General features: G+C 61.1%; 24 protein-coding genes. 5 read left to right on the top strand and 19 right to left on the bottom strand.

Features of this window, described 5'->3' with window-relative positions; all coding sequences use genetic code 11:
* Positions 1-31: 31 nt before the first annotated feature.
* Positions 32-352: a thioredoxin gene (gene trxA, locus CO670_RS20085; protein WP_004672616.1), complete on the top strand. Its 321-nt coding sequence runs from the start codon at positions 32-34 to the stop codon at positions 350-352.
* 74 nt (positions 353-426) lie between these two features.
* Here trxA and CO670_RS20080 read toward each other — a convergent pair whose 3' ends face one another.
* From CO670_RS20080 to CO670_RS20035, 10 genes are all read right to left on the bottom strand, one after another.
* Positions 427-1,779: a folylpolyglutamate synthase/dihydrofolate synthase family protein gene (locus CO670_RS20080; protein ID WP_176538985.1), complete on the bottom strand. Its 1,353-nt coding sequence runs from the start codon at positions 1,777-1,779 to the stop codon at positions 427-429.
* 27 nt (positions 1,780-1,806) lie between these two features.
* Entirely contained in the window at positions 1,807-2,712 is a 906-nt protein-coding gene (gene accD / locus CO670_RS20075; RefSeq protein ID WP_097591866.1) for an acetyl-CoA carboxylase, carboxyltransferase subunit beta, read from the bottom strand.
* Between the two features lie 39 nt (positions 2,713-2,751).
* Positions 2,752-3,591 (bottom strand): tryptophan synthase subunit alpha, encoded by an 840-nt coding sequence (gene trpA / locus CO670_RS20070; RefSeq protein WP_097591865.1) that lies wholly within the window; start codon positions 3,589-3,591, stop codon positions 2,752-2,754.
* Between the two features lie 3 nt (positions 3,592-3,594).
* Positions 3,595-4,815 (bottom strand): tryptophan synthase subunit beta, encoded by a 1,221-nt coding sequence (gene trpB, locus CO670_RS20065; protein ID WP_097591864.1) that lies wholly within the window; start codon positions 4,813-4,815, stop codon positions 3,595-3,597.
* A 2-nt stretch (positions 4,816-4,817) separates the two neighbouring features.
* Positions 4,818-5,486 carry a phosphoribosylanthranilate isomerase gene (locus CO670_RS20060; protein ID WP_097591863.1) on the bottom strand — a complete coding sequence of 223 codons (669 nt, stop codon included), beginning with the start codon at positions 5,484-5,486 and terminating at the stop codon, positions 4,818-4,820.
* A gap of 75 nt (positions 5,487-5,561) precedes the next feature.
* Positions 5,562-6,320: a SprT family zinc-dependent metalloprotease gene (locus tag CO670_RS20055; protein ID WP_097591862.1), complete on the bottom strand. Its 759-nt coding sequence runs from the start codon at positions 6,318-6,320 to the stop codon at positions 5,562-5,564.
* Between the two features lie 107 nt (positions 6,321-6,427).
* The gene (locus CO670_RS20050; protein WP_097591906.1) at positions 6,428-6,865 is read right to left on the bottom strand and encodes a DUF2852 domain-containing protein; all 438 of its coding nucleotides are present in this window, start codon (positions 6,863-6,865) and stop codon (positions 6,428-6,430) included.
* Between the two features lie 143 nt (positions 6,866-7,008).
* Positions 7,009-8,289: a polyhydroxyalkanoate depolymerase gene (gene phaZ, locus CO670_RS20045; RefSeq protein WP_097591861.1), complete on the bottom strand. Its 1,281-nt coding sequence runs from the start codon at positions 8,287-8,289 to the stop codon at positions 7,009-7,011.
* Between the two features lie 202 nt (positions 8,290-8,491).
* On the bottom strand, positions 8,492-9,334 hold the full coding sequence (locus tag CO670_RS20040; RefSeq protein ID WP_097591860.1) for a fumarylacetoacetate hydrolase family protein: 843 nt from the start codon (positions 9,332-9,334) through the stop codon (positions 8,492-8,494).
* A gap of 95 nt (positions 9,335-9,429) precedes the next feature.
* A complete protein-coding gene (locus tag CO670_RS20035) occupies positions 9,430-10,383 on the bottom strand; it encodes a glutathione S-transferase family protein (RefSeq protein ID WP_097591859.1) in 954 nt (317 codons plus the stop codon).
* A 171-nt stretch (positions 10,384-10,554) separates the two neighbouring features.
* On the opposite strand from CO670_RS20035, the gene CO670_RS20030 reads away from it, so the two are divergent.
* Both CO670_RS20030 and CO670_RS20025 read left to right on the top strand, forming a co-directional pair.
* Positions 10,555-10,839, top strand: a complete 285-nt coding sequence (locus CO670_RS20030) for a DUF2218 domain-containing protein (protein WP_097591905.1) — start codon at positions 10,555-10,557, stop codon at positions 10,837-10,839.
* 147 nt (positions 10,840-10,986) lie between these two features.
* Positions 10,987-11,586: a nitroreductase family protein gene (locus CO670_RS20025; RefSeq protein ID WP_097591858.1), complete on the top strand. Its 600-nt coding sequence runs from the start codon at positions 10,987-10,989 to the stop codon at positions 11,584-11,586.
* A gap of 68 nt (positions 11,587-11,654) precedes the next feature.
* Here CO670_RS20025 and gyrB read toward each other — a convergent pair whose 3' ends face one another.
* The 5 genes from gyrB to CO670_RS20000 all read right to left on the bottom strand — a co-directional run bounded on the left by gyrB (position 11,655) and on the right by CO670_RS20000 (position 16,985).
* A complete protein-coding gene (gyrB, locus tag CO670_RS20020; RefSeq protein ID WP_097591857.1) occupies positions 11,655-14,090 on the bottom strand; it encodes a DNA topoisomerase (ATP-hydrolyzing) subunit B in 2,436 nt (811 codons plus the stop codon).
* Positions 14,091-14,226: 136 nt separating this feature from the next.
* Positions 14,227-14,604, bottom strand: a complete 378-nt coding sequence (locus CO670_RS20015) for a helix-turn-helix domain-containing protein (protein ID WP_097591856.1) — start codon at positions 14,602-14,604, stop codon at positions 14,227-14,229.
* Positions 14,601-15,170, bottom strand: a complete 570-nt coding sequence (locus CO670_RS20010; protein WP_097591855.1) for a Smr/MutS family protein — start codon at positions 15,168-15,170, stop codon at positions 14,601-14,603. The genes CO670_RS20015 and CO670_RS20010 overlap by 4 nt, the downstream gene beginning before the upstream one ends.
* Positions 15,170-16,288 carry a murein transglycosylase A gene (locus tag CO670_RS20005; RefSeq protein WP_097591854.1) on the bottom strand — a complete coding sequence of 373 codons (1,119 nt, stop codon included), beginning with the start codon at positions 16,286-16,288 and terminating at the stop codon, positions 15,170-15,172. The genes CO670_RS20010 and CO670_RS20005 overlap by 1 nt, the downstream gene beginning before the upstream one ends.
* Positions 16,281-16,985, bottom strand: a complete 705-nt coding sequence (locus CO670_RS20000) for a Tim44/TimA family putative adaptor protein (RefSeq protein ID WP_097591853.1) — start codon at positions 16,983-16,985, stop codon at positions 16,281-16,283. Before CO670_RS20000 ends, CO670_RS20005 begins: the two co-directional genes overlap by 8 nt.
* Before the next feature lie 131 nt (positions 16,986-17,116).
* Here CO670_RS20000 and CO670_RS19995 point away from each other — a divergent pair, with 131 nt between their 5' ends.
* Both CO670_RS19995 and secB read left to right on the top strand, forming a co-directional pair.
* Entirely contained in the window at positions 17,117-17,617 is a 501-nt protein-coding gene (locus tag CO670_RS19995) for an FxsA family protein (RefSeq protein ID WP_097591904.1), read from the top strand.
* A 99-nt stretch (positions 17,618-17,716) separates the two neighbouring features.
* On the top strand, positions 17,717-18,196 hold the full coding sequence (gene secB / locus CO670_RS19990) for a protein-export chaperone SecB (RefSeq protein ID WP_008528719.1): 480 nt from the start codon (positions 17,717-17,719) through the stop codon (positions 18,194-18,196).
* Positions 18,197-18,388: 192 nt separating this feature from the next.
* Here the strand turns inward: secB and dnaQ are convergent, their stop codons facing one another.
* From dnaQ to CO670_RS19970, 4 genes are read right to left on the bottom strand one after another with little or no spacing between them, the layout of a single operon-like run.
* Positions 18,389-19,114 (bottom strand): DNA polymerase III subunit epsilon, encoded by a 726-nt coding sequence (dnaQ, locus tag CO670_RS19985; RefSeq protein WP_097591852.1) that lies wholly within the window; start codon positions 19,112-19,114, stop codon positions 18,389-18,391.
* Positions 19,107-19,718, bottom strand: a complete 612-nt coding sequence (coaE, locus tag CO670_RS19980; protein ID WP_097591851.1) for a dephospho-CoA kinase — start codon at positions 19,716-19,718, stop codon at positions 19,107-19,109. The genes dnaQ and coaE overlap by 8 nt, the downstream gene beginning before the upstream one ends.
* Positions 19,718-20,575 carry a shikimate dehydrogenase gene (locus CO670_RS19975; protein WP_097591850.1) on the bottom strand — a complete coding sequence of 286 codons (858 nt, stop codon included), beginning with the start codon at positions 20,573-20,575 and terminating at the stop codon, positions 19,718-19,720. The genes coaE and CO670_RS19975 overlap by 1 nt, the downstream gene beginning before the upstream one ends.
* On the bottom strand, positions 20,568-21,167 hold the full coding sequence (locus CO670_RS19970) for a Maf-like protein (protein WP_097591849.1): 600 nt from the start codon (positions 21,165-21,167) through the stop codon (positions 20,568-20,570). The genes CO670_RS19975 and CO670_RS19970 overlap by 8 nt, the downstream gene beginning before the upstream one ends.
* Positions 21,168-21,183: the final 16 nt, after the last annotated feature.

Below are 21,183 nucleotides of genomic sequence, written 5' to 3'. Positions count from 1 at the left end.
TCAACATCCAATTCCGTCAAAGGAGCAGCCTATGGCTACCGTGAAAGTCGATATCAATAACTTCCAGTCGGAAGTTCTGGAATCCGCAGAACCCGTCGTCGTTGATTTCTGGGCTGAATGGTGCGGCCCGTGCAAGATGATTGCTCCGAGCCTCGAAGAAATCTCCGTCGAAATGGAAGGCAAGGTCAAGGTTGCCAAGCTCAATATCGACGAGAACCCGGAACTCGCCGCACAGTTCGGCGTGCGCTCCATTCCGACCCTTGCGATCTTCAAGGGCGGCGAAGTGGCCGATATCTCGGTCGGCGCCAAGCCGAAGACGGCTCTGTCGAACTGGATTTCGAACGCTGCCTGATCGATTGATGTCACATTGACGAAAAAGCCCGGCTTGACCGGGCTTTTTTCATTTTAGGCTCTTCATTTCGCCCCTCACTTGGGAGGCGTGCCGTTATCGGCAAGCACATCGCCCACCAGATAAAGAGAGCCGCCGACCAGGATGCGCGGCGGCAAAGCCTCCGGATCGAGCGCGGCCTTTATCGCATCCAGCGCATCGGCGACCGTCGACATCGGCTCGGCGACGAGGCCGGCATCATAGGCGGCGTTCGACAGTATCACCGGGTCGATCATCGCATCGCTGCCGCGGATCGGCACGCAGAACACCTTTTCGACCAGACCTGCGAAAGCCTTGAAGTAACCGACCGGGTCCTTGGTGTTGATCATGCCGATGATCAGGAACAGCGGGCGCGGCTGACGCTCCTCGAAATTGGCCATGGCTTCGGCGATGACTTCGCCGGCGCCGGGATTGTGCCCGCCATCGACCCAGATCTCGGTGCCGGCGGGTGCATGCGACAGCAGCCGGCCTTCGCTCAGACGCTGCAGCCGGCCCGGCCACTCCACGAGATTCATCGCCTTTTCCATCATCGTCTCGGTGACGGTGAAGCCCGCGGCCTTGACTGCGCGGATGGCGGCGGCGGCATTGGCATATTGATGGCGGCCGGGAAGGCGCGGCAGCGGCAGGTCGGCAAGCCCGTATTCGTCCTGATAGACGAGCCGGCCATATTCCTCATGCGCCATGAAATCCTGCCCGAAAACGGCGCTCGGGCAATGCAGCCGCTCGGCCGTCGACATCAGGACGTCGAGTGCGGCATCATATTCCTGGTGGCCGATAACGACGGGCAATCCCGGCTTCATGATGCCGGCCTTTTCAGCCGCAATCAGTTCGACCCTGTCGCCGAGATAGGGCTGGTGATCAAGCGAGATCGGCATGATGACCGAAACGGCCGGATCGGAAATGACATTGGTGGCGTCGAAGCGGCCGCCGAGACCGACTTCGATGATCGCGGCATCGGCCGGATGTTCGGAAAACAGGATGAAGGTGACCGCCGTCAGGATTTCAAAGACGGTAATATGCTGTCCGGCATTGGCATCGGCCACGCGGCGGAGAGCATCGGCGAAAACGGCGTCATCGACGAGCTGCCCGCGCCCGCCCGCCACACCGATGCGATAGCGTTCGTGCCAATTGACGAGATGCGGCGAGGTGTGGACATGGGCGCTATAACCGCCGGCCTCGAGCAAGGCGCGGCAGAAAGCGGTGACCGAGCCCTTGCCGTTGGTGCCGGCGACATGGATCACCGGCGGCAGTTTCCTGTGCGGATTGCCGAGCACATCGAGAAGACGGGTGATGCGATCGAGCGACAGATCGAACCCCTTGGGATGCAATCCCATGAGTTTTTCGATCTCTTGCGCTGCCTCACTCACCGCGGTTTGGCCTCTGGGTATCAATTCGGCACCCCGCCTGCTTGTCAGTTATCAGGCGCTCGCCGCCAGGGCGATCGCGCCGCCACTCATATCGTTGGCCGCCGAGACGGGCTTTTTCGTCAGGATCTTCAGGAGACGCGCCAGCGTTTCCGGAATGTCGTGACGTTTGACGACCATATCGACCATACCATGTTCCAGCAGGTATTCGGAGGTCTGGAAGCCCTCCGGGAGCTTTTCACGCAGCGTCTGCTCAATGACGCGCTTGCCGGCAAAGCCGATTTCGGCGCCGGGCTCGGCCAGATGAATATCACCGAGCATGGCGTAAGAGGCCGTAACGCCGCCGGTCGTCGGGTTGGTCAGCACGACGACATAGGGCTGGCCGGATTCCTTGAGCAAATCGACGGCAACCGTCGTGCGCGGCAGCTGCATCAGCGAGAGAATGCCTTCCTGCATGCGCGCGCCGCCGGAAGCGGGGAACATCACCAGCGGGCACTTTTCGGAGGTGGCGCGTTCGAACGCCTTGACGATCGCCTCGCCGGCGGCAATGCCGAGCGAACCGCCGATGAAGTTGAACTCGTGCACGACGGCCACGAGCTTCAGACCCTGCACCTTTCCGAGGCCGGCGAGGATCGTGTCCTCCTGTTCGGTCTTCAGGCGGCTGTCGCGGAGACGATCGATATATTTCTTGGAATCGCGGAACTTCAGCGGGTCCTGGGCGACCTTCGGCTGCGGCAGCGATTCATATTCACCGTTGTCGAAAAGATCGGCAAGACGCGCCTTGGCCGGCATCTTCATGTGATAGCCGGACGCCGGAATGACCCATTTATTGGATTCCAGATCCTTGTGGAAGACCATTTCACCCGTTTCCGGGCACTTGATCCAGAGGTTCTCCGGCACTTCGCGACGGCCCAGCATGGAATTGATCCGCGGGCGAACGTAGTTGGTGATCCAGTTCAACTCGATTTCTCCTAACTGAATAGCGCCAATGTGGGAAAACTATTCGGCAGCAACAAGGCGCGCCGAACGTGTTCCCGAGGAAAGGCCGCGCACCAGCGTTGCGACTGCCTGAACCGTATCCGCCGTCGCTTTTCCATCCTTGGTCAAGCTGGTGGCGACCTGATTGACGATGGCTGTGCCGACGACGACGCCATCGGCCGAGCCGCCGATGACCTTGGCATGTTCCGCCGTCTTGACGCCGAAGCCGACGCAGACCGGCAATTCCGTGTGCTGCTTGATGCGCTGGACGGCGCCCGAAACCAGCGACGGATCGGGCAGCGCCGAGCCGGTAATGCCGTTCATCGACACGTAGTAGACGAAACCGGAGGTATTCTTCAGCACGGCGGGCAGGCGCTTCCCGTCGGTGGTCGGCGTCGCCAGGCGGATGAAGTTGATGCCCTTGCGGATCGCCGGAATGCAGAGCTCGTCATCCATCTCCGGCGGCAGGTCGACGACGATCAGGCCGTCGATCCCGGCGGCGAGCGCATCGTCGAGGAATTTCTCGACGCCGTAGATGTAGATCGGATTGTAGTAGCCCATCATCACGATCGGAGTCGCATCGTCGGCCTTGCGGAAATCGGCCGCCAGCTGCAGCGTCTTCTTCAGCGTCTGGCCGCCTTTCAGCGCGCGCTGGCCGGCCAGCTGGATCGCCGGGCCATCGGCCATCGGATCGGAAAAGGGCATGCCGAGCTCGATGATGTCGGAACCGGCCTCCGGCAGCGCCTTCATGATGCCGAGAGAGGTATCGTAATCAGGATCGCCGCCCATGAAATAGGTCACAAGCGCCGGACGGCCTTCGGCCTTCAGCTCGGCAAAGCGTTTGTCCATGCGTGCGGTCATGTCTTACAGTCCCATTCCCAGAAGCTTGCCGACGGTGAAGATATCCTTGTCGCCGCGGCCGGAGAGGTTCATCAGGATGATCTCGTCCTTGCCCATCTTTGGCGCGCGCTTGATGACCTCGGCAATCGCATGCGCGGCCTCGAGCGCCGGGATGATGCCTTCGAGGCGGGTCAGCGTCTGGAAGGCTTCGAGCGCTTCGTGATCCATGATCGGCACGTAATCGACCCTGCCGATATCGCTCAGCCAGGAATGTTCGGGGCCGATGCCGGGATAGTCGAGACCGGCCGAAATCGAATGGCCTTCCTTGATCTGGCCGTCGCCATCCTGCAGCAGATAGGTGCGGTTGCCGTGCAGCACGCCCGGCGAACCGGCGGTGATCGACGCGCAATGTTCATCGCCCTGCAGGCCCTTGCCGCCGGCTTCGACGCCGACGATCTTCACCGAGGAATCGTCGAGGAAGGGGTGGAAGATGCCGATCGCATTCGAGCCGCCGCCGACGGCCGCGACGACGAGATCCGGCAGACGGCCTTCGGCCGCCAGCATCTGCTCTTTCGCTTCCGTGCCGATCACCGACTGGAAATCGCGAACCATCTCCGGATAGGGGTGCGGGCCGGCCGCCGTGCCGATCAGGTAATAGGTGTCCTCGACATTGGTGACCCAGTCGCGGAGCGCCTCGTTCATCGCGTCTTTCAGCGTGCCGCTGCCTGCCGTCACCGGTTTGACTTCCGCGCCGAGCAGCTTCATGCGGAAAACGTTCGGGGCCTGACGCTCGACGTCGGTCGCGCCCATATAGACGACGCAGGGAAGGCCGAAGCGGGCGGCAACGGTGGCGGAGGCGACACCGTGCTGACCGGCGCCGGTTTCGGCGATGATGCGGGTCTTGCCCATGCGCTTGGCGAGCAGGATCTGGCCGATGCAGTTGTTGATCTTGTGCGAGCCGGTGTGGTTCAACTCCTCGCGCTTGAAATAGATCTTCGCGCCGCCGAGTTCGGCCGTCAGCCGCTCGGCGAAATAGAGCGGGCTCGGGCGGCCAATATAATGGGCGCCGAGATGCTTCAATTCCGCCTGGAATGCCGGATCGGTCTTCGCCTTGTTCCACTCGTCCTGCAGATCGAGGATCAGCGGCATCAACGTTTCGGCAACGAAACGACCACCGTAGATGCCGAAACGGCCATCTTCGTCAGGTCCGGAACGGAAGGAATTCGGTTTAGGCGTTTCGTTCACTCTCAACTCCCTGGGGCCATGACAGGCGCATCCGCCGTTTCGACCGCATCGAAAAATTCATCGATCATTGCGACGCTTTTGACGCCAGGCTCGGTTTCGACACCCGAGGAGACGTCGATACCACGCGCCCTGGTATTCGCCAGCGCATCCGCGACATTGTTCTTGTTCAGTCCGCCGGACAGCATGTAGTCGATGCTGCCGTCGAGCCAGCTGAGAAGGCTCCAGTCGAAGGAAATGCCGTTGCCGCCAGGCAGTTCCGAGCCTTTCGGCGCTTTCGCATCGAACAGGAAACGGTCGGCAATGCCGATATAGGCCTCGACCCGTTTCAGATCGTCGGCCGTGCGCACCGAAAAGACCTTCATCACAGGCAGACCATAGAGCGCCTTGATGGTCAGCACATGTTCGGGGCTCTCATTGCCGTGGAGCTGCAGAATATCCGGCTTCAACAGCGATACGATCTCATCCAGCTCGTCATTTGTGGGATCGACGACGACGGCAACGATCTTCGCCTTGCCGCGGGCAGGTTCGGCAAGTTTTGCCGCCAGGTCCGGCTCGATGTAACGCGGGCTCTTTTCGAAGAAGATAAAACCGATATGGGTCGCGCCGCGTTTCAGCGCACGATCGATCGCTTCGGGCGTCTTCAAGCCACAGATCTTGATATCCGGTTTCATGGCAGCGAAGTGACACGAAATGCAGCAAGAGTCGAGCCAATTTGCATGGAACGCTGCATTTAGGGCGGTCTTGCGTCAGTCGAAATCGATGGCGTGCAGCTGGCTGCCGTGCCGCTTCAGCCAGGATTTCGCTTCCTCCATGCCGGGGCAGAGCTTCTTGCACAGCGCCCAGAAGCGCGGCCCGTGGTTCATCTCCTTGAGATGGGCAACTTCGTGGGCGGCGAGATAATCGATCACCGATGGCGGCGCCATGACGATGCGCCAGGAGAAACTCAGATTTCCCTCCGACGAACAGGAGCCCCAGCGGCTGCGGGTATCCTTCATCGAGATCGAGCGGATCGGCGCCCGGATCGTTGCGGCATGCGCCGCCGCCAGCCTCTCGAGATCGGCGCGCGCCTCCTTCTTGAGGAAGGCCGCAATGCGCCGTCCCACATGTTCCGGCATACCGCTGACGCGCAGCACCGGGCTGCCATCCAACGAGACCACCTCCGTCAAACCACGCAGGCTGCCGGTATGCACGATGTGGTGGGAAACTCCGCGCAGGAGGATCTTGCCGCCGTCGCGCAGCCCGGTGTCGGTCGAAAACTTCGCAAGCTTGGTAAGCAGCCATCCCTGGTGCCGATCGAGGAAGGCATTGACCTCGCGCGCCGCAAGGCCTCTCGGCACCGTCATCTTCAAGGCGCGGCCGCCGGGCTCGATGCGCAGCGTGATGCGCGTTGCCTGGTCATGCTGCTTGATGGTGAGAGGCATGAGCCGGCCGGCGACATCGAGCGTCCGTGTTTCGGGCGGAGCCGGCTTTCGCGCCTTTGGCCGTGTCTTCAGAAGCGGAAACATGGGTGTTTTCTATACGATTCGCCGGCGAATCTAAACGATTTGCGGCCCGGGCGGACATGGAAAAACCGGCATCGCGAGATGCCGGCATCTGTTCATTGCTAGACCATTCACGGCGTCTGAAATTCGGCGACCGGGCCGCCATTGTCGTCGCGCTTGGCATTCCTGCGCTCGCGCATGAAGCGGTCGAATTCTTCCTGGTCCTTGGCGCGGCGGAGTTCCCTGAGATAAGCGTCGAATTCCTCGCGCATTTCGTCGAGCTTGCGGCGCTCTTCCTCGATCCGGTCGAGCTCAGTCTTGCGCCAATCGTCGAAGGCGACGTTGCCGGTCGAGAAATGCGGGCGGTAACGGCCATGCGAACGGCGGCAGGAGGCGAAGATGCCATCGGTCGCCTGATTGACGTCGCGCTTGAAGCCGCGCAGACGCTCGCCGAAGATGATATAGGCAAGCATGGCCAGACCCAGAGGCCAGAAAACCATGAAGCCGAGAATCATCAGGGCAATGGTAGCCGGAGTCCAATCCGGTCGAAGCAATGCTGACTGGTTCATCGTGCGGTATCCTTGCTTTCCGCGCCCGGCAAGATACCGAACGCTGAAATCGATGTGGTTACCGCAATAGGTGCCTTCAAGACGATTGCCCGCGAAATCGGACAAGGTCTTGAATCGGTTCTCCTAATTCAGCTGCCGCTGAATTAGCCGGTTCGGCCGCCCTTGATGACGCGCTGAACCGGGCGCTTGATCCCTGAACGGGAATGCTGGCGGACGAAATTGACGATGCGCGGCGCAATCTCGCGGCGGAACCGCGAACCGTTGAAAACGCCGTAATGGCCGACATCCGGCTGGAGATAATGCATGCGCATATCTTCAGGAATGTTCACGCAGATGGTCTGCGCCGCCTTCGTCTGGCCGACGCCCGAAATATCGTCGTTCTCGCCTTCGACGGTCAGAAGCGCCACCTTGCGAATCGCTGCAGGATCAACGCGTTTGCCGCGATGCATCAATTCGCCCTTCGGCAGGGAGTGCTTTATGAAGACCTCCTCCACCGTCTGCAGATAGAATTCGGCGGTGAGATCCATGACGGCGAGATATTCGTCGTAGAAATCGCGATGTTTTTCCGGCTCGCCGTCGTTCTTCACGAGATGCATGAAGAATTCCTTGTGGGCGACGAGATGGCGGTCCAGGTTCATCGACATGAAGCCGGAAAGCTGCAGGAAGCCGGGATAGACAGGACGCATGAAACCCGGCTGCGGCCAGGGCACGTTCATGATGACATTATCGGAAAACCACTGCAGCGAGCGTTCGTGAGCAAGCTTGTTGACCGCCGTCGGGTTGATGCGCGTATCGATCGGGCCGCCCATCAGCGTCATCGAGGACGGCGAAAGCGGATCGTTGGCTTCCTCCATCACCGCGGCTGCGGCAAGCACCGGAACGGAGGGCTGGCAGACGGCGATCACATGCGTGTCGTGGCCGAGGAAATGCAGCATCTCGATGACGTAATCGACATAATCGTCGAAATCGAAGGTGCCTTCCGTCATCGGCACCATGCGGGCATCGATCCAGTCGGTGATGTAAACATCGGCGCTCGGCAGCAGCGCCTCGACGGTGCCGCGCAACAGCGTCGCATAATGGCCGGACATCGGCGCGACGATCAGGATGCGCGGATCGTTGCCGCGGGCAGCGGCTGGAACATTGCGGGCGAAATGCAGCAGATTGCAGAAGGGCCGCGACCAGACGATCTCTTCGCGGACGGAAACCGACTGACCGCCGACCGCCGTCTGTTTCAGCCCGAATTCCGGCTTGCCGTAGCGTCGCGTCGTGCGTTCGAACATTTCGAGACTGGCCGCCATCGTCCGGCCGAGGGGCGTATGCGAAAACGGATTGAGCGGATTGGCATAGGCAAACCGCATGATATCGGCCGCGGCGCGAAACGGCGCCATAGCGGCATGGTTCAATTCATAAAGCTGATAAAACAAAGGCGCCACCTTTCTCTATCGAAAAGATGACGCCGATTGAAAGGCATCGAATCTTTCCGTTACGCGGGCACGTTACTCAGACTAACAGTTTTTTGTTGCACAGCAACATGGACGAACCAGACCCGCACAAGAAATGCCGGAGAAGTGACTCTCCGGCATCAGTATCGACTGGAAAACTTAAGTTTCTCAGCAGAAAGCGTCGTTAATGATCCGCTACGAAGCTCTGCTTCTGCGTGCCGAGACCCTCGATGCCAAGTTCGACGACATCGCCGGCCTTGAGATAATGTGGCGGTTTCATGCCCATGCCGACACCAGGAGGCGTTCCCGTCGAGATGACGTCGCCCGGATGCAGCGACATGAACTGGCTGAGATAGGAAACGACGTGGGCGACGCCATAGACCATGGTCTTGGAAGAGCCGTTCTGCATCGTCTGGCCGTTGACCTTCAGCCACATGGCAAGGTTCTGCGGATCGGCGATCTCATCCTTGGTGACCAGCCACGGGCCGATCGGCCCGAAAGTGTCGCAGGACTTGCCCTTGGTCCACTGGCCGGCGCGCTCGGTCTGGAAGGCGCGTTCGGAAACGTCGTGCGAGACGCAGTAACCGGCGACGTAATCGAGCGCGTCGGCTTCGCTGACATATTTCGCCGTCTTGCCGATGACGACGCCGAGCTCGACTTCCCAATCGGTCTTTTCCGAACCGCGCGGGATGAGAACGTTATCGTTCGGACCAACGATCGCCGACGTCGCCTTCATGAAGATCACCGGCTCCGGCGGCACGGTGGCGCCGGTTTCGGCGGCATGGTCGGAGAAATTGAGGCCGATGCAGATGAATTTGCCGGTGCCGGCCACGCAGGCGCCGATGCGGCCCGGAGCAAGTTCCGGAAGGCTCTTCGGATCGATCGCCGCTATTCTGGCAAGGCCGGCCGGCGAGATCGCCTCACCGCCAATATCGGCGACGTGGCCGGAAAGATCGCGGATCTTGCCATCGGAATCGAGAAGCGCCGGTTTTTCACGGCCTGCTTCGCCAACACGCATCAGCTTCATGGAATGCCTCCTCATCGAAAACGGGATTTGCAACCACCTATGAACGAATTATTCATCGGTGTCATTACGGCTTTGACGTGAAGCGGTACGGCCTCTTAGAAAATTTCAGAGAGATCAGGCCCGGCGGGGACGATTTTCGTCGGGTTGAGGCTTTCCACCGAGTAGTAGCCACGCTTGATGTGGTCGAGATTCACGGTTTCGGCAATGCCCGGCCAATTCAGCATGCGCCGGCAGAAGGCGCGCAGGTTGGCGTAATCGGAAAGCCGGCGCAGATTGCATTTGAAGATGCCGTGATAGGCGACATCGAAGCGCACCAGCGTCACGAACAGGCGGATATCGCTTTCCGTCGGATGATCGGCGAAGAGGAAAGGCTTGCCTTCGAACTGCGGCTCGACCCAATCGAGGCAGGAGAAGACATCGGCGAAGGCCTCCTCATAGGCGATCTGGGTGGTGGCGAAACCGGCGCGGTAGACGCCGTTGTTAAGCGCGGGATAGATCCGGTCGTTGAATGCGTCGATCTCGGCGCGTTTCTCGGCCGGGTAGAGATCGATCGGGTCTTTTGCCAGATCGCCGAAGCCGCTGTTCAGCATGCGCAGAATATCGGCGGATTCATTGTTGACGATGGTCTTCCTCTGCTTGTCCCAGAGAACCGGCACGGTGGCCCGGCCGGTAAAGTCAGGCGCTGCCCTCGTGTAGATTTCATGGATGTAGGTCGTGCCGTTGACATGATCCGGCGTCGCACCGGGATAATCGCCGAAGCGCCAGCCCTGTTTCGTCAGCACCGGCTCGACCACGGAAACGGAGATGACATCTTCCAGGCCCTTGAGCTTGCGGCCGATCAGGGTGCGTGAGGCCCAGGGGCAGATATAGGCGACATAGAGATGGTAACGGCCGGCGACAGCTTTAAAACCGCCCTCGCCCGTCGGCCCGGCGCTGCCGTCCGGCGTCACCCAGCTGCGGAAACTCGAGATCTGCCTGACGAAGCCGCCCTTTTCATCCTTCGCCTGAACAGGCTGCCAGTCTTCCGTCCATTTTCCGTTCACGAGCATGCCAACTCTCCGATCCATATCCGAAGCGGTTCATTATCCTGCCTCAGCACCGGCGTAAGGCCAGTTTTCTGAAGACAGTCCGTCCACGCAGCTGCGACGACGCCGCGCTTGCCAAGCCGGCAAGCCAGGAAATATGACTTGGCTGCAGTTCAAGATGAGATGGAGTTCGACATGCACCTCTCCAAGGCCGTCGTGCGCACCGAGCATGCAAGCCGCTATCTTCAGCAGCTCTGCAAGCACTGGAGCCACAAGTTCAGCGTCGATTTCGATCCGCACAAGGGCCGGGTGCCGTTCAGCGATACGGCGGAGGTGACTTTTGCCGCCGACGATGCGGCCCTGACCATGACGCTATCCGTCGCCGATCCCGCGCAGCAGGCAAGGATGCAGGGCGTCATCGACGATCATCTGAAGCGCTTCGCCTTCCGCGAGGAACTCCACATCGTCTGGACCGACTAGAACAGGATGATTTTAGGCCCGGTTGGTCTAAAATCTGAATCCTGTTCTAAATTAAAGAGTTAGAGCAAGATGTCGTCCGAAAACCGCTCACACTTTTCGGCATCTTGCTCTAGCCTCACCCCGATTTCATGTCCCCAGGGAACAAGCATGACGAAAAGCAATAACCGCGAATCCCAATATCCGATCGATCCGATGTTTCTCGACCGCTGGTCGCCCCGCGCCTTTACCGGCGAAATCATCGAGGAAGCACAGCTGCTCAGCCTGCTCGACGCCGCCCATTGGGCGCCGTCGTCTTCCAACCAGCAGCCCTGGCGCTTCATCTATGCCCTCAAGGGCTCGGAGCATTGGGAGAAATTCGTCGCGTTGCTCGTCGATGCCAATCAGGAATGGGCAAGGAACGCGTCGGCGCTGATCTTCGTGGTGTCGCGCGCCTTCACCGGGGTGGCCGGTTCCGGCGAGGAGAAGCCGAGCTACACGCATTCCTTCGACGCCGGTGCCGCCTGGGGCCATCTGGCGCTGCAGGCGCGCCTCTCCGGCTTCTACGCCCATGGCATGGGCGGCATCAAACACGAGGACATCATGAAGACCTTCGGCATTCCCGAGAGTTTCCGCGTCGAGGCCGGCCTTGCCGTCGGCCGTCTGGCCGACAAGAGCGTGCTTTCCGAACGCAACCAGGCGCGGGAATTCCCCAGCCAGCGCAAGCCGCTCTCCGAGGTCGCCTTCAACGGCCGTTTCGTCGCGAACTGAGCCATGCCTGAATGACAAAAGCCCCGCCGTCCAGGGAACGGCGGGGCTTTTTATTGGAAAAATATCAATCAGATATCGAGATTGGCGACGCTGAGCGCGTTGTCCTGGATGAATTCGCGCCGCGGCTCGACTTCGTCACCCATCAGGCGGGCAAAGAGGCCGTCGGCATCGGTGGCGTCCGCGACCTTGACCTGCAAGAGCGAACGCACATTCGGATCGAGCGTCGTTTCCCAGAGCTGTTCGGCGTTCATCTCGCCGAGGCCCTTGTAACGCTGCATGCTGAGGCCCTTGCGGCCGCTGGCGAAAATCGCGTCGAGCAGGGCGCGCGGTCCTGAAATCTCGATGTCGCCCTCGCGTCGATGCAGCGACGGCGGCGCCTGGTAGATTTCCTTGAGACGCGATGTCAGCTGATCGATGTGCCGCGCATCCGAGGAACCGATCAGCGCCATGTCGAGCACGACTACTTCCTTGACGCCGCGGACCATGCGCTCGAGGCGCAGGCCGCCATCGCTGGTCAGATCGCCCTGCCAGCCGCGCTCGGTTTCCTCGGCGATGATGTCGAGACGGCTTGCGACCTCGGTTGCCAGCGCCCCGGCTCTTGCGGTGTCGCTGACAAGTTCGGCATTGAGCGCGCCGGCGATCGCCGCCTGTTCGACGACGGCGCGGTTGTAGCGCGAATGGAGATTGTCGAGCAAAGCGCGCATGCGCAGCGCGTCGAGAATGACTTCGCGCAGATCCTGGCCGGTGCGGACCTCACCGCTGCCGAGCCTCAAAGCCGCGTCCTCAAGACCCTGGGCGATGAGATATTCCTCGAGCGCCTTCTCATCCTTCAGATACTGCACCGATTTGCCGCGCGCGACCTTATAGAGCGGCGGCTGGGCGATGTAGAGGTGGCCGCGCTCGATCAGCTCCGGCATCTGGCGGAAGAAGAAGGTGAGCAGCAGCGTGCGGATATGGGCGCCGTCGACATCGGCGTCCGTCATGATGATGATCTTGTGATAGCGCAGCTTTTCGGCATTGAACTCGTCCTTGCCGATGCCGGTGCCGAGTGCCGTGATCAGCGTGCCGATTTCCTGGCTCGACAGCATCTTGTCGAAGCGGGCCCGTTCGACGTTGAGGATCTTGCCGCGCAGCGGCAGGATCGCCTGGTTTTCGCGCGAGCGGCCCTGCTTGGCCGAGCCGCCGGCGGAATCGCCCTCGACCAGGAAAACTTCGGATTTGGCCGGATCGCGCTCGGAGCAGTCGGCAAGCTTGCCCGGCAGCGAGGCGATATCGAGCGCGCCCTTGCGGCGGGTCAATTCGCGGGCCTTGCGGGCCGCCTCGCGCGCCGCGGCGGCTTCGACGACCTTGCCGACCAGGATCTTGGCTTCGCTCGGATGTTCTTCGAACCAGGTGTTCAGCGCCTCGTTGACGAGGCTTTCGACGACAGGACGGACCTCCGAAGAGACGAGCTTGTCCTTGGTCTGCGAGGAGAATTTCGGATCCGGCACCTTGACCGACAGGACCGCGGTCAGGCCTTCACGACAATCCTCACCCTGCAGCGTCACCTTTTCCTTCTTGGTGATGCCGGAATTATCGGCATAGGACACCACCTGGCGCGTCAGCGCCGCGCGGAAGCCGGCCATATGGGTGCCGCCGTCGCGCTGGGGAATGTTGTTGGTGAAGCAGAGCACGTTCTCGTGGTAGCTGTCGTTCCACCACATCGCCACTTCGACGGTGATGCCGTCCTTTTCGCCGCGGATGGCGACCGGCTTGTCGACGAGCGGCTTCTTGGCGCGGTCGAGATAGGCGACGAAGGCTTCGAGGCCGCCCTCGTAGCGCATCTCTTCCTGCTTGATGTCGGAATGGCGCTTGTCGGCCAGCAGGATGCGGACCCCGGAATTCAGGAAGGCGAGTTCGCGCAGGCGGTGCTCCAGCGTGCTGTAATCGAACTCCGTCATCGTGAAGGTTTCGCTGCTCGGCATGAAGCTCACTTCCGTGCCGGTCGTATCGGGCGCATCGCCCGTGACCTTCAGCGGAGCGTCGGCCACGCCGTGGGTGAAGCTCATTTCATGGATCTTGCCGTGGCGGCGGATCTTCAGCTTCAGCCAGACGGAAAGCGCATTGACGACGGAAACGCCGACACCGTGCAGACCGCCGGAAACCTTGTAGGAATTCTGGTCGAACTTACCGCCGGCATGGAGCTGCGTCATGATGACTTCGGCGGCCGATACGCCTTCGCCGGTATGGATGTCGGTCGGGATGCCGCGGCCGTTGTCGGTAACGGTGACCGATCCATCCGGATTGAGGGTGACGGTGACGATATCGGCATGACCGGCAAGCGCTTCATCGATCGCGTTGTCGACGACTTCATAGACCATGTGATGAAGACCGGAGCCGTCGTCGGTATCGCCGATATACATGCCGGGGCGTTTGCGTACGGCATCGAGGCCTTTCAGGACCTTGATCGAATCTGCGCCATATTCGCTGCTTACGCCGTTTTCCGTCGCGGATGTATCGCTCATTCTGTCGAGATTTTCCCTGTTGTCGTAAAGCGGCGGCGGGCCTTGCGAATCACCGGCTTTCTTTACTCTCGTATATAGGTTTTTTGAGGCCAGTTCCCAATGGCGAGCCCCCCGGAACAAGGCATAAAGCAGGGGATTATGACGCTTTTCCGTCGTCTTTGCCGCCATTTTCGAGAAGAGCCGATAACCGGGCGATCTCGGCGCTGTCAAGTTCGCGGATCCGCCGCGCCAGCCGGTTGGCAAATTCGGTATATTCCGGCGGCAGGCCCGACGTGTCGATCACGACGCGCGGGTCGGAAGAACGGGCGAGCAGGAACAATTCCTCGGCCTCGTCCCAGATGATGTTGAAATAGCCGGCGATGCGCTGGAGCAGATCGAAGGTCGGCAGGCCGCGCTTTCCGTGCTCAAGCGCTGAGAGATAGGCGGGGGAGACGTTCAGCGCTTCCGCCATTTCCTTTTGCGAGACGCCTTTGCGCGCTCTCAGCCTGCGAACCGCCTCGCCGAAGGGCGTCATGGCCTTTCCCCATGCCGCCGCGACAATCGGATATAAAGCGCGCCCTCGCCGCCGTGATGCTGGGCGGCGGATTCGTAAGACGAGATCAGATAGCGGAATTCGGGTTTGGAAAACCAGAGGGGCACGGCGCGTTTCAGCGCGCCGTCGCTGCCGAGTGAACTGCCTTTGCCTGTTATGACGAGGACATGGCGCATGCCGCGCTCATGGGCGCGGATCAGGAAATCGAGAAGGATGGCATGGGCCTCGCTCTGCACCAGCCCATGCAGATCGATGCGCGCCTCGAGCGCCAGCCGGCCTTTGGCAATCTTGCGCTTGACCGGCCTTTCCAGCGGATGATGCATGCCGGCCGGCCGCTTCGATGCCGAGGGTGCCGCCGGCTGTTCCGGCGCAGACGAGGCGGGCATCTGCTTTTCGGCCTTCTCCCGTTCGACCGCCGTCTCCGTCTCGGTGAGAAAGGCATCAAGTTCACTGAGTTCACCCGCCTTGCCGGGCATCGGCCGGGTGCTGCGGGCCACCTTGCCCCAGAGGATCCTCTCATCCGCGCTGAGCTTACGATCCCTGGCCATCAGTCGAAGCGTCCGGCGGCGGCATTGGGAATGAGGATGGCGAAATCGGCGTCGTTGCGGACCGTGCCGGCACTTTCTCCCGCTATATCCCCGGAACCGGTGAAGATGTCGCCGCGGGCCGGCCCGACGATCGCCGAGCCGGTATCGAGCGCCAGCATCAGTCGACAGAAGGGCCGGCCGTGATCGAGATGGCTGAGGCTTTCGGCACGAATGAAAAAGGGGAAACCGAAGGTGTGGATCATGCGGTCGACGGCGAGCGAGCGCCCGGGCAGAAGCGGCACCTTGGCGGCGGCGATCGGACCGGCCTCAAGATCGGCGACCGCCGCGTCCCGGAAGAAAATATAGGAGCGGTTGTGCCATAGCACCTCGTCCACCCGTTCGGGATTGCGCGCCAGCCAGGCGCGGATCGACTGCATCGAAATCTCGGCACGGTCGATCTCGCCGCGTTCGATCAGCAGCTTGCCGATCGCCGAGAAAGGATGGCCGGCCTTCGCCGCGTAGGTGATGCGGCCGATACGGCCATCCCTGTAGCGCAGCCGGGCGGCGCCCTGCACATGCACGAAGAAGACGTCGACCTTCGACTTCGCCCAGGCGATTTCAAGGCCGCGGCCTTCGAGGAAGCCCTGGTCGATTTGACGGCGATCCGGGTAGGCGCCGATGCGGCCGTCCTGCAGGCGGCCGAACACATAAGCCGCGTCCATTCCGGCAGGGCGATTGGTCTCATCGAGATCAATCAGATCGTCCGGGCGGCGGTAGAAGGGAAAGCGGAAAATCTCGTCCTGATGGTCCGACACGTCGATCTCGGGCTCGTAAAAAGCGGTGACGAAGCCCGGATTGCCGTCCTTGCGGCGGATCATAAAAGGCCGACAGTGCCTTTCGAAGAAAGCGCGCGCCGATGCCGGAGAGGACGGCGTGAAATCTTCGGCGGCAGTTAGAAGCGGAAGCAGATCGTCCGAAGTCAGGCCGAGCGAGCCGGTGCGGTAGGGCTTGACCTCGGTGATCTGCCGGCGGCAGCGCCGCATGACTTCAAAAAGGCCGGAGGGATCGTCATCCTTCCAGCCTTCCAAATGATCGAAACTCACAGCCTGCAGGACGAAGTCCGATGCCTGGTCACTCATGTTCCGATTCGGTCGCCACAAGTTTCCAGTTCGGATCGCGCGAGCGGGTGTCGCGGGCGAAGGTCCAGAGATCGTTGACCTCGGCGACGTTTTCGGCGTCGCCCTCGATCAGCGCATCCGCCTTGTCGTAGGTCGCCGATATCAGCTGGCTGACGATGCGGACGGTGATCTGCGCCTCGCTGCCCTTCGTCTCGGCATGGGTGATTTCGGCCTTGTCGATGCCGACGAAGGTGGATTTCACCTTCTCGCCCCGGCTTTCACGCTCACCGATCGCGGCATCGAAGCCGTCATAGACTTCGCGGGACAAAAGGTTCTTCAGGGTTTTCCGGTCGCCGTCGGCATAGGCCATGACGATCATTTCGTAGGCCATGCGGGCGCCATTCAGAAATTCCTTCGGGGTGAAGGAAGGATCGGCCTTGTTCAAGGCGCGCAGCGATTCGTTGAGCGGGGTTCCCGGAGCTGCAACGGCATCGATGGCGGAGAAGCGATCCTCATCCTCGCTCGCGGCGTCGCGGCGCGGCAGCGTCACGACCTTGCCGCCATCAGCTGTTTCGGCCGACGCCGCATCCCGCGGCGTATAGAGATCACGCGGCGGCTTCTCATTTCCCGTGCGGCGGCCGAGCACGGAGCGCAGCTGAAAGAAAATCAGCACCGCCGCCACCAGGAAGAATAATGTGATGAAGTCGTTCGAACTCATATCGTATCGCAACCGCCGTTAACATCTCTGATTTGTACTCCCATATAGTCCGCCTATACAGATGATTCAAATGATGGCTGGCATCTTCGCCAGCGTCCAGAGGAGACCGGCAAGGCCGGGACATGACGACCATGCGTTTTTCGATCCTGCCAGCTTTCATTCTGCTGCTGCCGCTCGCCGAAATTGCCGGTTTCGTCGTCGTTGGCCGGGCGCTCGGATTGGCGCTGACGCTGGCGCTCGTGATGCTCAGCTTCGTCGCCGGCGTAATCCTGCTGCGCCGTCAGGGCATCGGCATTCTGCGGCGCATGTCAAGCGAAGGGCGAAACGGAATGATGCCGGGGCGCGAGCTGCTGCGGCCGGCGATGAACGTCATCGCCGCGCTGCTGCTGATCGTTCCCGGCTTCCTCTCCGATCTCATCGCCATCCTCATTCTCATTCCGCCGGTGCGCGATTTCGTCTGGCGGGCGATCGCCAGACGCTTCGTCGTCGTCAACGCCAAGGGCGGCTATTCTTCCGGCCCGCAACCCGATGTCCGGGATCGCAACCCGAATTCGAAGGTGGTCGATCTCGACGAGGAGGACTATCATAGGGAGCCGAGCTCGCCGTGGTCCGGCAAACATCTTGGCGATTGAGGTCCGGCGGCCGATCAGCCGCGTCCAGCGCCCAGGGTTGTAAGCCCCTGTCTGAAATGTTAGATGGCGGCACCATTCATGCCCTTCGAGGAAAAGCCAATGGCAGACGATAACAACAACGGTGCGACCAGCCCCACCCTTTCGATCCTTGCGCAATACACCAAGGACCTCTCCTTCGAAAATCCGGGCGCGCCGCGTTCGCTGCAGGCCCGCGACAAGGCGCCGACGATCAACATCAATGTGAACGTCAACGCCAACCCGCTTTCCGACACGGATTTCGACGTCGTGCTGTCGCTGAATGCCGAAGCCAAGGACGGCGACAAGACGGTCTTCCATACCGAGCTCGTCTATGGCGGCGTCTTCCGCGTTGCCGGCTTCCCGCAGGAGCACATGCTGCCGGTTCTCTTCATCGAGTGCCCGCGCATGCTCTTCCCCTTCGCCCGACAGATCATCGCCGACGTCACCCGCAATGGCGGCTTCCCGCCGCTGATGATCGACCCGATCGACTTCACGCAGATGTTCGCCCAGCGGGTTGCCGAAGAACAGGCCCGCGCCAAGGTTCAGGCCGTTCCGAACTGATCGGACATTTCCGCTTTGGAAATCAAGATGTTCGGGCAAGTCCCGGGCATTTTTCATTGCAGCGCCAAATCGATTTCGATTTTAAAACATGTCGCGCAAAAGTGTGCAGCGGTTTTGCGGCAACGACATGCGCAAAACAAAGAGCTAAAGCGCGAGGAGCGATTTTGAAAGATCGCGACGCGCTTTAGGGAATTATGCGTTTGGGCTGCCGTATTTCGCCCAGATGCCTTTTTCGCCGAGTTTGGCGACCAACGCCTCATGCGCCTGCGCCTCGGCCTGGCTGAGGCGGGCCGCAAGCGGACGGGGCCGTTCAAGCGCCGCCGATACCACCACATCGTCTTCCATCGCCATGTCGCCGCGCGCCGCCTGGCCGGATTGACCCGACATGCCGAGGCCAAGGGCTGCCTGCCTGCCGCCGATCATCTCGATATAGACTTCGGCGAGCAGTTCGGAGTCGAGCAGCGCGCCGTGTTTCGTGCGGTGCGAATTGTCGATGCCGTAACGCCGGCAGAGCGCGTCGAGCGAATTCGGTCCCATCGGGTGCTTGCGGCGCGCCATGGACAGCGTATCGACCACCCGTTCCGGCAGGATCGGCGGCAGACCGAGCCGCGCCAGTTCGGCGTTGATGAAGCCCATATCGAAGGTGGCGTTGTGGGCGATCCACTTGGCGTCGCCGAAGAAGGCAAGGATTTCCTCGGCCACTTCGGCAAAGGGCTGCTTGTCCTTCAGGAATTCGTCGGTGATGCCGTGGACGGCGAGCGCATCCGGATGAACCTTCTGATCACCGGGATTGATGAAGATATGGATCGTGTTGCCGGTCGGGAAATGATTGAAGAGCTCGATGCCGCCGATTTCGATGATGCGGTCCGTCCGGTTGTCGAGGCCGGTGGTTTCCGTATCGAAAATGATCTCACGCATTCCGGAAATCTCCCCTGGCAATTCGCATTTTCAGATCGGCGACGATCTCACGCACCCGTTCTCCCGTCTCCGCGATGCTGCCGCTGGTATCGACCAGATAATCGGCGCGGCGGCGTTTTTCCGCATCCGGCGTCTGGCGGGAGAGAATCATGTCGAATTTTTCCTCGGTCATGTCTTCCCGCGCAAGCACCCGCTGACGCTGAATCTGTGGATCGGTGCTAACGACGACGATCACGTCCACCCTTTCCCAGGCGCTTGTTTCGAAAAGCAGGGGAATGTCGAGCAGGACCATCTCGGCGCCGGCCGCCTGCTGCTGCGCCAGAAATTCGTTCTCGCGTTTGCGGACCAGCGGATGAACGATCGCTTCCAGGCGTTTGAAACCGGTGGGATCGAGAGCGAGCTGACGGCCGAGCTCATGCCGGTCGACCGCCCCGTCCTTCATCGAACCGGGAAAGGCGGCGTCCACCAGAGGCCCAGCCTCGCCGGCATAGAGATCATGGACCACGGCATCGGAATCATTCAGCGGTATCCCGGCGTCGGCGAACAACTTGCCGACCGTCGATTTTCCCATTCCGATGGAGCCGGTGAGGCCGATCTTCAGCATCAATGCGCTTCCATGTCCGCAACGATCAGCGCGCGCAATGCCGCATCGACGGCGGGGCGTTTGCCGAACCATTTCTCGAAACCGGGCACGGCCTGATGCAGCAGCATGCCGAGACCGTCGACGATGGAATATCCCTGCTCTTCCGCCTGTGCCAGGATCGGCGTCTTCAAGGGAATGTAGACGATATCGGTGACGACAGCATCGGCCGCAAGCACGGTGAAATCAAGCTGCGGCGCCGCTTCGCCGTCCATGCCGAGCGAGGTGGTGTTGATGAAGAGGCCGGCCCCTTTCATGACTTCGGCAAGGGCACCGGCCGGGTGGGCATGGACTTTCGGACCAAAGCGATCGGCCAGTTCACGCGCGCGTTCGACCGTGCGGTTGACGACATGGATCTCTCTGAAACCGCGGTCGCGGACCGCCTGGATGATTGCGCGGCTGGCGCCGCCGGCGCCGAAGATGATGGCCGTCTCGTGCCGGTCCCAGCCTGGATGGCGCTCGTCGAGATTGGCAGTGAAGCCGCGGCCGTCGGTGTTCGTCGCATGCAGGACGCCATCTTCCAGCCAGAGCGTATTCGATGCGCCGAGCTCCTGCGACAGCTCGTCCGGTCTGTCGGCGAGGCAGAAGGCCATTTCCTTGTGGGGGATGGTGACATTGCCGCCGGCAAAGCCGGAGCTGCCGTTCTTCAGCGAGGCGATGAAATCCGCAAAGGCATCGGGTGCCACTTCATGGGCGCGGTAGCTGCCGGGCAGGCCGAGCGTCTTCAGCCAATATCCGTGGATGAGCGGCGAGCGCGAGTGCTTGACCGGAAAGCCCGTGACAAACGCTTTCGGCCCCAATGTTTCACGTGAATCATCCATCGATCGCTCCGAGTTCTCGCAGTTTTTCGAGAAGCGGCAGCATCGGCAGACCGAGAATGGTGAAATAATCACCCTCGATCTTTTCGAAGAGCTGAATGCCCTCCCCTTCCAATTGATAGGCGCCGACGCTGGAAAGTGCCCGTTCGCCGACCCGCGCCAGGTGCCGGGTGATGAAATCCGCCGTCAACGGCCGCATCGTCAGTTCCGCATGGGCGAGATGTTCCCACAAGACCACGCCGCCACGGACGATCGCGACGGCACTGTTCAATCGATGGTTCGCTCCAGACAGGGTCTGAAGGTGATTCGCCGCATCGGCCATGTCTCTCGGCTTATGAAAGACGCGTTCACCGAGCGACATCGTCTGATCCGAACCGATGACCAGGCTATCGGGAAAACGGCGGCTGACCTCTTCGGCCTTGGCCCTGGCCAGGACGAGCGCCACGGCATCGGGCGCCGCGCCGGCTTTTTCCAACGGGACTTCGACGGCCCTTTCGTCGATCCTTGCGGCATGCGCCTCGAAGCACAGGCCGGCATTTTCCATCAGCGCCCGTCGAAAAGGGCTCGACGATGCAAGGATGAGTTTTACTGTCATGCGTTCCTCGACGTGC

The sequence above is a fragment of the Rhizobium sp. J15 genome, assembly GCF_002531825.1.
GTDB lineage: Bacteria > Pseudomonadota > Alphaproteobacteria > Rhizobiales > Rhizobiaceae > Rhizobium.
The sequence above is the reverse complement of the archived record's forward strand: the minus strand, read 5'-3'. Positions and strand labels throughout refer to the sequence as shown.

Coding starts and splice junctions, on each gene's coding strand:
- trxA (WP_004672616.1), top strand. CDS start 32: ATGGCTACCGTGAAAGTCGATATCAATAACTTCCAGTCGGAAGTTCTG.
- trpA (WP_097591865.1), bottom strand. CDS start 3,591: ATGACCGCACGCATGGACAAACGCTTTGCCGAGCTGAAGGCCGAAGGC.
- CO670_RS20060 (WP_097591863.1), bottom strand. CDS start 5,486: ATGAAACCGGATATCAAGATCTGTGGCTTGAAGACGCCCGAAGCGATC.
- CO670_RS20055 (WP_097591862.1), bottom strand. CDS start 6,320: ATGTTTCCGCTTCTGAAGACACGGCCAAAGGCGCGAAAGCCGGCTCCG.
- CO670_RS20050 (WP_097591906.1), bottom strand. CDS start 6,865: ATGAACCAGTCAGCATTGCTTCGACCGGATTGGACTCCGGCTACCATT.
- CO670_RS20040 (WP_097591860.1), bottom strand. CDS start 9,334: ATGAAGCTGATGCGTGTTGGCGAAGCAGGCCGTGAAAAACCGGCGCTT.
- CO670_RS20035 (WP_097591859.1), bottom strand. CDS start 10,383: ATGCTCGTGAACGGAAAATGGACGGAAGACTGGCAGCCTGTTCAGGCG.
- CO670_RS20030 (WP_097591905.1), top strand. CDS start 10,555: ATGCACCTCTCCAAGGCCGTCGTGCGCACCGAGCATGCAAGCCGCTAT.
- CO670_RS20025 (WP_097591858.1), top strand. CDS start 10,987: ATGACGAAAAGCAATAACCGCGAATCCCAATATCCGATCGATCCGATG.
- gyrB (WP_097591857.1), bottom strand. CDS start 14,090: ATGAGCGATACATCCGCGACGGAAAACGGCGTAAGCAGCGAATATGGC.
- CO670_RS20015 (WP_097591856.1), bottom strand. CDS start 14,604: ATGACGCCCTTCGGCGAGGCGGTTCGCAGGCTGAGAGCGCGCAAAGGC.
- CO670_RS20010 (WP_097591855.1), bottom strand. CDS start 15,170: ATGGCCAGGGATCGTAAGCTCAGCGCGGATGAGAGGATCCTCTGGGGC.
- CO670_RS20005 (WP_097591854.1), bottom strand. CDS start 16,288: ATGAGTGACCAGGCATCGGACTTCGTCCTGCAGGCTGTGAGTTTCGAT.
- CO670_RS20000 (WP_097591853.1), bottom strand. CDS start 16,985: ATGAGTTCGAACGACTTCATCACATTATTCTTCCTGGTGGCGGCGGTG.
- CO670_RS19995 (WP_097591904.1), top strand. CDS start 17,117: ATGCGTTTTTCGATCCTGCCAGCTTTCATTCTGCTGCTGCCGCTCGCC.
- secB (WP_008528719.1), top strand. CDS start 17,717: ATGGCAGACGATAACAACAACGGTGCGACCAGCCCCACCCTTTCGATC.
- dnaQ (WP_097591852.1), bottom strand. CDS start 19,114: ATGCGTGAGATCATTTTCGATACGGAAACCACCGGCCTCGACAACCGG.
- coaE (WP_097591851.1), bottom strand. CDS start 19,718: ATGCTGAAGATCGGCCTCACCGGCTCCATCGGAATGGGAAAATCGACG.
- CO670_RS19975 (WP_097591850.1), bottom strand. CDS start 20,575: ATGGATGATTCACGTGAAACATTGGGGCCGAAAGCGTTTGTCACGGGC.
- CO670_RS19970 (WP_097591849.1), bottom strand. CDS start 21,167: ATGACAGTAAAACTCATCCTTGCATCGTCGAGCCCTTTTCGACGGGCG.